The following is a 9,653-nucleotide window of genomic DNA, read 5'->3' as shown; positions in this document are numbered from 1 at the left end:
TCTCAGCGCCACGGTGGCTGTCACCGGATGTGGCGCTGGAGGTGCGACACGGACCGCTGCCGCGTCGCTTCGTGCGGTGGGCGCGCAGTGCCCCGCCGGCGACCCGGCCGGTCGAGGCGCCGTGGCGGGCGCAGGTCCGCACGGCCCTGCGCCCCGCGCGCCATTCCTCGTCGATCCGAACAGTCAACCGGCCGTGGCCGCGCGTCAGGACGCCGCCAACGCTGCGAGCGCCACGGCGATCGCAGCCAGGCCGATCGCTTTCTCGGTTGGGGACTGGCTGGGTAACGGCGTCCAGGCAGAGGTGGCGGCGCGTAGCGGGCAAGCGGAGCGGGTGGGGGCGACGGCGGTCTTCATGGTCTACGCGATCCCGCACCGCGATATCGGTTCCGGGTTCTCCGCCGGCGGAGAACCCGATGCCGCCGCCTACCGGGCATTCACGCGGCAGGTGGCGGCGGGAATCGGCACGCGTGCGGCCGTCGTCATCCTGGAGCCGGATTCGCTGGCACAGATGGACAGTCTGTCCATGGCCGACCAGCAGGAGCGTTACCAGTTGCTGAACGACGCTGTTGACGTCTACGGCAGACTGGCCGCTACCAGCGTCTACCTCGACGGCGCCCACTGCGGATGGACGGCGGCACCGGTCATCGCCGACCGGCTGAGCCGGGCTGGCGTGCGACGGACCCGAGGCTTCGCGGTCAACGTGTCGAACTACTACCGGACCCGGGACGAGGTGGCTCGCGCCGAAGTGATCTCGGCGCTGGCCGGTGGTGCCCATTTCGTCGTCGACACCTCACGCAACGGACGCGGCCCGGCTGCCGCCACCATCAAGGATCCCTGGTGCAACCCGCCGGGCCGAGGACTCGGGGCTGCGCCGACCACCGACACCGGCAGCCCGCGGGCGGACGCCCTGCTCTGGATCAAGGTTCCAGGGGCCAGCGACGGGGAGTGCGGTCGGAACAACCCCTCGGCCGGCATCTGGTGGCCGACCCAAGCCGACGAGCTCGTCCGCAACGCCGAGTCCTGAACTCCGTCCGTCGCCAGCGGCCGTTCATGGTCGGAGAGGTGGTCGATCCCACCGGCCTGATCCGCACGATTGAAGATCCACCGACCGCCTAGCCTTGGCCGCCAGCTGCGGCGCCCATGGCTTCGGCGGCGCGGCGGGACAGCTCCTCGGCTGGAACGTCTTCAATGTGGGTCGCCACGCTCCACCGGTGCCCGAACGGGTCCTCGAACTGCCCGGTCCGGTCACCGTAGAACTGGTTCTCGACCGGGCGCAGGCTCTTGGCGCCGGTCTTGACCGCACGATCATAGGTCGCGTCCACGTCCGCCACGTACACGTGGATGGTGACCGGCGTTCCGCCCACGGTCTTCGGACCTGCCGCGTCCATTTCGGGGTATTCGTCCGACAGCATGATCATAGAACTGCCGATCGTGAGCTCCGCATGGCCGATCTTTCCGTCTGGCGCGGCCATGCGCATCCGCTCGGTTGCGCCGAAAACCCGCGTGTAGAAATCGATGGCGTCGGCCGCGCCGTCGACGTGCAGGTACGGGGTGATCACGGGGTAGTCGGCGGGGATCGGCTCGACTGCTGTGGTCATCGTTTGTTCTCCTTGGCTGGCTGTCGTGGCAGGGTTGACGCGGTGGGCTTCGACAAGCGGTGGGGTGCAAAAAGCGGTGGGGTGCAATCGACGGAACGCATCCCATGCTAGCACATACGTTCGAATATGAACCAGCGCGTTCCGTTGTGCGGCCGGACGGTGCCGTCCGGGGCGGCCGATGACATCACCGGCAGGACTGTCACGGGCATCCGGCATCCGGCATCCGGCATCCGGCATCCGCGTCACGGTCACACCTGGGGCCGCCAGGGGACGAATCGGTCGCGCGCCGGAGCCTCCCAGATGGCCCACGGCCGGACGCCCGAACTCCACAGCTCGTCCAGGATGAGACGATCCTTAGCCGTATCCATGGCCCGCCAGAACCCGCGGTAGCGATAACCACCCAGCCTGCCCGCCCGAGCGAGCCGGGTGAAGGGCGCATCCACCAGATCCTCGCCTGGATGGATCAGGTCGAAGACGGTGGGCCGCAGGACGAAGAAGCCCGCATTGATCCAGATTTCCTGTTCCGCCATGGGCGCGATCCTGTTGATCGCGGTCGAGTCCGGCCGGAAGTCGACGGTGTGGATGGTCTCGGGTGGCCGCACCGCGAGCAGGGTGGCGACGGCATCGGAGCGGTGAGCTTCGTCGATCAGCTCTGGCAGCGGGACGTCGGACAGGCCGTCCGCGTAGTTGGCGAGGAACAGATCCTCGGCGCCGACGAGGCTTCGCACCGCCCGAAGCCGTTGTCCGACCGGCACGCGCAGGCCGCTGTCGACGATCGTGATCGACCACCCGGCAGCCTCGCCGTCGAGCAGATGCTGTCGCGGCACACCGGGCAGGGCCGTCGGCTCGTCGAGGTGTTCGGCGCAGAGGTCCCCGACCCAGTTCCGGACACATTCGCCCCGGAAGCCCACACAGAGGATGAAGTCGGTGTGTCCGTAGGTCGCATACCATTTCATGAGATGCCAGAGAATGGGCTTTCCGCCGACCAGGTGCAGCGGTTTCGGCGCATCCGAGGCGCGTTTCGGGGTGGATTCCTGGCCCGTGCCCGCGTCCAGTAGACGTTGTCCCTGGCCGCCGCAGAACAGAACAACTTTCATACGGAACTTCTTTCCCGCGCAGGCGCGCGGCAGGCAGTCCGCCACGGACATTCCCCGCCGCCGGCCGGACGGGGCGATGGGGAATCGACCAGTGGGCGTGGTGTCGGCCGGTGCGTGTCGCGGCTGCCGTCGACGTCCGCCTGATGAATATCATGCGGGCGCTGCTATGGTCCGTAAGTAGGTAGGGGGTGGGGGTAGGAAAGCGTTGCAGTGCTTGCCCGTTTCGGAGGTTGTGTGTCGACAGGGCCGCGCCGGAGGGCCGCACGCGGGTCGGTGCGCCACCACTCGCGGCACCGGCAACTCGTTCGTCTTCGACGGTTGTTGGCCCTCAGCGCCGTTGTCATTTCGGTACTTGCCGGTTTTGCCTTCGAAGGCACCATCGTCCCATCGTCGCGCCCATCCGCAGCGGACCTGGTGCTTTCCGGTCACGGTGGCACGGTCGCCTCCACGCGGCCTGTGACGGTTGCGCAGGCAATGGGCGCGCTCGGCGACAGGCCGGACCCCGCCCGATCCACGGCACGCCCCCTGCCAGGGTCGAGTGTGGCTCGGGCGGGGTCGGTGTCGCAGCCCGGGTCCGCGCCGACATCGACGCCCATCCCGGAACCCACGTCTGCACCCTTGGTGCTCTCACGCACGCAGACCGGTAACCCGTTTGCCGGCGCACGCTTCTATGTCGACCCCGGCAGCGCCGCGGCTGCGGCGGTTGGCCGGCTGCGTGGCAGTCTTCCCGCGAGTGCCGACGCGTTGAGCCGAATCGCGAATACGTCCCATGCGGACTGGTTTGTCGGTCCTGTTACCGCGGGTGGCGTCCAGTCCGCGGTCGCGGGCCGGGTGGCGCGGATCCGGGCCACCGGGGCGCTGCCGGTCCTGGTCGCCTACGCGATCCCCAACCGTGACTGCGGAGGTTACTCGGGCGGCGGGGCCAGTAGCCCGGCGGCGTACAGATCGTGGATCTCCGGCTTCGCCGCGGGTATCGGTCGCGGTCCGGCGACTGTCATTCTTGAGCCAGATGCCCTGTCCCAGCTCGATTGTCTGCCCGCGGCCGACCGCCAGACCCGTTACGGGCTGCTCTCGGATGCGGTCGACGCGCTCGGCGGCATCGGGGTGAGCGTCTACCTCGACGCGGGCAACGCCGGCTGGCACGACGCCGCCGAGATGGCGACCAGGCTGCGGGCCGCCGGAGTCGACCGGGCGCGCGGGTTTGCTCTGAACGTCTCGAACTTCGACGAGACGGCCGACGAGCGGGCCTACGGAGACGCGGTCTCCGCAGCTGCCGGTGGAATGCCCCACTTCGTCATCGACACCAGCCGTAACGGCCTGGGCCCGGCGCCCGGCAGCGTCTGGTGCAACCCACCAGGCAGGGCCCTGGGCGTGGGCCCGACGGCCGATACCGGTGACCCGCGTGCCGACGCCCTTCTGTGGATCAAGATTCCCGGCGAATCGGATGGTACGTGCAACGGCGGCCCCCCCGCCGGGCAGTGGTGGCTTGACTACGCGATAGGTCTGGCCGTCCGTGCCGCGGCCTGATCGTCGGTCAGGACGTGGCGTAGTAGGCCGCCAGGCTGGCGAAGTCGTCGCCACCGTGCCCGGCGTCGGACGCCTCCGCGGCCATGGCGAGCGTGGTCGTGGCCAGGGGCAACGCCCGCTCCGCGGCGCCCATCGCGATCCGAAGATCTTTGATCATGGCGTCCAGAGTGAAGGCCGCCGGGGTGAAGAGGTCGTCGGCGAGCATCGGACGCTTGTAGTTCACGATGGACCCGAGCGCACCGTCGGAGAGTTCGGCCAGTAGCAGGTTGCGGTCGATACCCAGATCCGATCCGAGCCGCAGCACCTCGCCCAGGGCCGCGGTGGAGAGCGTCAGTCCCAGGTTCACCACGGTTTTCAACGCAGTCGCGGTTCCGATACCGCCAACCCGGTGTGTGCTGCCGAACAGGGAGAGCAGGCCTTCGGCGGCCGCGGCGTCGGCCGCGGCCGCCCCGACCAGTACCCGCAGGGTGCCTTCGCGGGCTGGCCCGACGGTGCCCACCACCGGCGCCTCGACGTAGCGCAGATCCGCCTTTGCCACGAGCTGCCCAAGGTCGCGGCTGGTCGACGGCGAGACAGACGTCGAATTGATCACTAGCGTCGCCGGGGGCGCGCCGGCGATCAATTCGTCGATCACCTGGCGGGCTGAACTGTCGTCGAAGACCATCAGCACGACGGCGTCGGTATCGGTGACCGCGGCCCGAACGGAGAGCGCCTCGCGTGCACCGGCGGCTGTCAACTCCCCCGCGCGACCCGGCGTCCTGTTCCAGACGGTCAGGTGGTGGCCGCCACGCAGGACATGCCGAGCCATTTCTCGGCCCATCCGTCCGAGCCCGAGGAACGTGACGTTCATTGCTCTGCCTCCCGTGTGCGCTCCCCCTTGCGCATTAGCAATGCGACCTGTGCGACCTGTGGGACGTCTGTCCCCGCCCTGCCTGGCCTACCCGCACGGTGGGCGCGCCAGCCAGTCGAAGGGCGTTTGTTCGGAAAACTTACTAGTTGGCCGGGTGTGGCGCCCGGCGAACGCAGCCAGCGGCCGCCGGGCGATCGAGGCGGTAGCTTCGCTCCCGTCGATACCCGGCGATGTGCCGTGGACGGCTTCGTGCAGCGACGGTTCGTGGAGCGACGGTTCGTGGAGCAGGGAGGGAATGCGATGGGTGCCGACGAGTCGGTGGGACGAACGGACGTCGAGGGCATGGCGGGCGAGGGGAGTATGAGGGGCATTGAGGTGGAGCGGGCGGTCAGTGGGCTCAAGCCGGCTGACGTCGCCGCGGTTCTGACCGACGAGGCGCTCGCGTTCGTCGCGGGCCTGCAGCGCGGTTTTTCCGAGCGCCGGGCCGAGCTGCTGGAGCGACGTCGTGAGCGCCGGCGGTCCATCGCAGCCGGGGCGAGCCTGGACTTCCTGGCCGAGACCGTGGACGTCCGCGACGGAGACTGGGTCGTTGCGCCACCCGCGCCGGGCCTGATCGACCGCCGGTGCGAGATAACCGGGCCGACCGACGCCAAGATGGTCATCAACGCGCTCAACAGCGGGGCACGGGCCTTCATGGCCGATTTCGAGGACGCAAACGTACCCACCTGGTCAAATATGATTACCGGGCAGCGAAACCTGACCGAGGCGATCACACGGACCCTGGTGTACACGGGCCCGGATGGCCGGGAATACGCCCTGGGCGAGGAGCCTGCGACGCTTATTGTGCGTCCACGCGGCTGGCATCTGCCCGAACGCCATGTGCTGGTCGACGGTGAACCGGTCAGCGGTGCCCTGTTCGACTTCGGGATGTATGTGTTCCGCAACGCCCACGCACTGGTTTCGGCCGGCGCCGGGCCATACTTCTACCTGCCGAAACTGGAAAGTCACCGTGAAGCCCGGTTGTGGAACGACGTGTTCGCCGTGGCCGAGGATTCCCTCGGGCTCGCCCGTGGGACGATCCGGGCAACCGTTCTCATCGAGACCCTTCCGGCGGCCTTCGAGATGGAGGAGATTCTCTACGAACTGCGGGAACATTCTGCCGGCTTGAACGCCGGTCGATGGGACTACATGTTCTCCACCGTGAAGACGTTCCGCGCGCGTGGTGCCGACTTCCTGCTGCCCGACCGTGGCGCCGTCACCATGACCGTGCCGTTTATGCGCGCCTACACCGAGCTGTTGGTGGCCACCTGCCACCGCCGTGGCGCGCATGCCATCGGCGGGATGGCTGCGTTCATCCCGAGCCGCCGTGATCCAACGGTCAATGCGCGTGCCCTGGCAAAGGTCCGGGACGACAAGGAACGGGAGTCCCGCGACGGTTTCGACGGGAGCTGGGTGGCCCATCCCGACCTGGTGCCGGTCTGTACCGAGGTGTTCGACGCCGTGCTCGGCGGGCGCCCGCACCAGATCGACCGGCAGCGTGATGACGTCACCGTGACGGCACGGCAGTTGCTCGCGATCCGCGACACCCCGGGTTCGATCACCGAGGCGGGCCTGCGCAACAACATCAGCGTGGCCATCCGGTACCTGGAGAGCTGGTTGCGGGGCGTCGGCGCGGTCGGTATCGACAACCTGATGGAGGACGCGGCCACCGCTGAGATCTCACGTTCGCAGATCTGGCAGTGGATCGCCGTGCGGGCCCGCCTGGCCGACGGCCGGCCGGTGACCGCGGATCTCGTCCGGGAGATCGAGGCCGAGGAGCTGGCCGCGATCCGGTCCGCCGTCGGCGAACCGACATTCGAGGTCGGGCGCTACGCCGACGCGGCAGCCCTGTTCGAGCGGGTGGCGCTGGCGGACGAGTTCGTCGAGTTCCTCACCGTCCCCGCCTATGAGCAGGTGGAATGATCTGAGCCGGTGCAGTGATCCGGTTGCGGCCTCCGTCCCGACGGTGCCGGCCGCGCTGATGTCGCCCGTACGGGCCCATCACTGGCACTATGGAAACGGTTCTCAGCTCGTACACGAGAGGTGTATATGCCGCTACAGGAGCATGCCTTCGCCGATGTGGCGGATGTCCGCAGCCGCTTGGAGGCGGCAGGCTACCTCGCGGACCACGCGATCGCCACGACCGTCTTCCTGGCCGACCGGCTGCGCAAGCCGCTGCTCGTCGAAGGGCCGGCCGGTGTGGGCAAGACGGAGCTGGCCAAGGCGCTGGCTGCCGCGACCGATGCCGAGCTGATCCGACTCCAGTGCTACGAAGGCCTGGACGAGGCCCGGGCGCTCTACGAGTGGAACTACAAAAAGCAGCTCCTGCGCATCCAGGCCGGGCGCAACGACGAGTCGTGGGACGAGACCCATGACGACATTTTCAGCGAAGAGTTCCTGCTGGCGAGGCCGTTGCTGGCCGCGATCCGGCGCAACGACCCAACCGTGCTCCTGATCGACGAGACGGACAAGGCCGACGTCGAGGTTGAAGGGCTGCTGCTGGAGGTGCTCTCGGACTTCCAGGTGACGATTCCCGAGTTCGGCACGATTGTGGCGAGCCGCCGTCCGTTCGTGGTCCTCACCAGCAACGCGACGCGGGAGCTTTCCGAGGCGCTCAAGCGTCGCTGTCTGTACCTCTACCTGGAGTATCCCTCGCCGGCGCGGGAGAAGGAGATCGTCCTCGCTCGTGTCCCGGAACTGCCCGAACAGCTTGCCGAGGCCATCGTCCGGACCATCCGGGCGCTGCGGGCGATGGAGCTGAAGAAGGCGCCGTCGATCGCCGAGACGATCGACTGGGCACAGACCGTGCTTGCGCTGGGTATCGACACCCTGGACGAGGAGGCGGTGGCATCCACGCTGGGTGTCGTCCTCAAGCACGCGAGTGACCATGCGCGTGCGATCGGCCAGCTCAAACTCGGTCCGAACTGACCTGAACTGACGTGAACCGACGTGAACCGACTCGACCTGACCGGACGTGACGTGGCCTGCCGTGGCCTGAGGTGATGGGACGGCCGAGATGAGCGTGCTGGACCGTACGGTGGCGTTCACCGCCGCACTGCGCAAGGCTGGTGTGCCGGTGAGTAGCGCCGAGACCGTGGACGCCTCCCGCGCGCTCGGTGCGGTCGGGTTGCTCGACCGCGGGGCGCTGCACGCGGCGTTCGCGGCGACGATGTGCAAGCGCCCGACCCACCGGGCCACCTTTGACATGTTGTTCGATCTCTACTTTCCGCCGCGGATCGGCGCCGGTCTGTCCGTCGACGATCACGGCGACGATGGTGGGGGCCGGCCTGAGGGCGGCGACGCGCAACAGCGGGGCGAGGTCACCGACCTGGATCCGGACATGCTGCGCGAGGCCATGCGCGGTGACCTGCTGGCTGCCCTGCTCGACGGGGACGAGGAAGCGCTCCGTCGCCTTGCCAGGGACGCCGTGACCGCCCTCGGCTCGACGCCGGGCGGGGCCGGGCAGCGGTCCTGGTTCATGTACCGGGTCATGCGGGCGCTGTCACCGGACACTCTGATCGCGGACCTGCTGGCCGCGATGCTCGGTGGGGCCACGACCGGCGGTCTTGCCGAGCGGGTCGCCCGACAGACGATCACCGAACGGATTCGCTCGTTCGAGGAGATGGTCGCCGCCGAGGTTCGCCGCCGGCTTGCCGAGGAACGCGGGGTGGACGCGGTGGCGAAGACCGCGGTCAAGCCGCTGGCCGACCAGGTCGACTTTCTCCGGGCGTCCCAGCGCGACCTCGTCGAACTGCGTCGGCAGGTCTACCCGCTGGCACGCCGGCTCGCGACCAGACTGACCGCTCGCCGCCGGCTGGGGCGCTCCGGCCGACTGGACTTCCGCCGCACCGTGCGGGCCTCGCTCGCCACCGGCGGTGTGCCGTTGGAGACCTACCACCGGCCGCACAAGCCGCACAAACCCGAGCTTGTCGTCCTGTGCGACGTCTCCGGCTCGGTGGCGTCGTTCGCCCACTTCACCCTGCTGCTGACGCACGCGCTGCGGGAGCAGTTCGCCAAGGTCCGGGCGTTCGCGTTCATCGACACCACCGATGAGGTCACCCGGTTCCTGCGGGGCGGCGATCTCGGCGACATGATGGCGCGGATAGCGGGCGAAGCCGATCTGGTCTGGCTCGACGGGCACAGCGACTACGGCCACGCCTTCGAGGTGTTCGCGCAGCGGTATCCCGACGCGGTCGGCCCGAAGACCTCCCTGCTCGTGCTGGGGGACGCTCGCAACAACTATCGGGCGACCGCATCCGGCGTTTTCCGGAAACTGTGCGCCCAGGCCAGACATTCCTACTGGCTGAACCCGGAGCCGCGTACCTACTGGGGTTCGGGTGACTCGGCGACCCGCGCCTACGCCGACCTCGTCGACGAGATGGTCGAGTGCCGCAACGTCGAGCAGCTCCAGGCGTTCATCGAGCGCCTCCTGCCTTCGTAGCGTTTCGGTTCGTAGCGTTTCTGGACCGGGCCCTCGTCCGGTCGGAAATCGGGGTGAACCGAACGGGCCACCGGTGCGTCCAACGTTGCGACAGCTGATCG

Annotated in this window: 8 protein-coding genes; 5 read left to right on the top strand and 3 right to left on the bottom strand. The window is 68.6% G+C overall.

The genetic code is table 11. The features are described from left to right. The coding region (locus U9983_RS13365) for a glycoside hydrolase family 6 protein (RefSeq protein ID WP_322754334.1) at positions 1 to 1,024 on the top strand (1,024 nt) is incomplete at its 5' end. 88 nt (positions 1,025 to 1,112) lie between these two features. Here U9983_RS13365 and U9983_RS13360 read toward each other — a convergent pair. Continuing rightward, the gene (locus tag U9983_RS13360; protein WP_322754333.1) at positions 1,113 to 1,598 is read right to left on the bottom strand and encodes a VOC family protein; all 486 of its coding nucleotides are present in this window, start codon (positions 1,596 to 1,598) and stop codon (positions 1,113 to 1,115) included. Positions 1,599 to 1,846: 248 nt separating this feature from the next. Next, positions 1,847 to 2,695 (bottom strand): glucose-1-phosphate cytidylyltransferase, encoded by an 849-nt coding sequence (locus U9983_RS13355; protein ID WP_322754332.1) that lies wholly within the window; start codon positions 2,693 to 2,695, stop codon positions 1,847 to 1,849. 621 nt (positions 2,696 to 3,316) lie between these two features. On the opposite strand from U9983_RS13355, the gene U9983_RS13350 reads away from it, so the two are divergent. Then, positions 3,317 to 4,222: a glycoside hydrolase family 6 protein gene (locus U9983_RS13350; protein WP_322754331.1), complete on the top strand. Its 906-nt coding sequence runs from the start codon at positions 3,317 to 3,319 to the stop codon at positions 4,220 to 4,222. A gap of 7 nt (positions 4,223 to 4,229) precedes the next feature. On the opposite strand, the gene U9983_RS13345 is transcribed toward U9983_RS13350, so the two are convergent. Then, the gene (locus tag U9983_RS13345; protein ID WP_322754330.1) at positions 4,230 to 5,072 is read right to left on the bottom strand and encodes an NAD(P)-dependent oxidoreductase; all 843 of its coding nucleotides are present in this window, start codon (positions 5,070 to 5,072) and stop codon (positions 4,230 to 4,232) included. A 360-nt stretch (positions 5,073 to 5,432) separates the two neighbouring features. Here U9983_RS13345 and aceB point away from each other — a divergent pair, with 360 nt between their 5' ends. From aceB to U9983_RS13330, 3 genes are all read left to right on the top strand, one after another. Continuing rightward, positions 5,433 to 7,034, top strand: a complete 1,602-nt coding sequence (gene aceB / locus U9983_RS13340; RefSeq protein WP_322754335.1) for a malate synthase A — start codon at positions 5,433 to 5,435, stop codon at positions 7,032 to 7,034. A gap of 126 nt (positions 7,035 to 7,160) precedes the next feature. After that, entirely contained in the window at positions 7,161 to 8,039 is an 879-nt protein-coding gene (locus U9983_RS13335) for a MoxR family ATPase (RefSeq protein WP_322747266.1), read from the top strand. Between the two features lie 88 nt (positions 8,040 to 8,127). Beyond that, entirely contained in the window at positions 8,128 to 9,552 is a 1,425-nt protein-coding gene (locus tag U9983_RS13330; RefSeq protein ID WP_322754329.1) for a vWA domain-containing protein, read from the top strand. The last annotated feature ends 101 nt before the right edge of the window (positions 9,553 to 9,653 follow it).

It is taken from the genome of Protofrankia sp. Cas3, assembly GCF_963555955.1.
GTDB lineage: Bacteria > Actinomycetota > Actinomycetes > Frankiales > Frankiaceae > Protofrankia.
Note: the sequence above shows the minus strand (reverse complement) of the source record. Positions and strands in the feature narration are given on the sequence as shown.

Bases quoted from the DNA above. Each gene is read 5' to 3' on its own strand.
- U9983_RS13360 (WP_322754333.1), bottom strand. From the start codon at position 1,598: ATGACCACAGCAGTCGAGCCGATCCCCGCCGACTACCCCGTGATCACC.
- U9983_RS13355 (WP_322754332.1), bottom strand. From the start codon at position 2,695: ATGAAAGTTGTTCTGTTCTGCGGCGGCCAGGGACAACGTCTACTGGAC.
- U9983_RS13345 (WP_322754330.1), bottom strand. From the start codon at position 5,072: ATGAACGTCACGTTCCTCGGGCTCGGACGGATGGGCCGAGAAATGGCT.
- aceB (WP_322754335.1), top strand. From the start codon at position 5,433: ATGAGGGGCATTGAGGTGGAGCGGGCGGTCAGTGGGCTCAAGCCGGCT.
- U9983_RS13335 (WP_322747266.1), top strand. From the start codon at position 7,161: ATGCCGCTACAGGAGCATGCCTTCGCCGATGTGGCGGATGTCCGCAGC.
- U9983_RS13330 (WP_322754329.1), top strand. From the start codon at position 8,128: ATGAGCGTGCTGGACCGTACGGTGGCGTTCACCGCCGCACTGCGCAAG.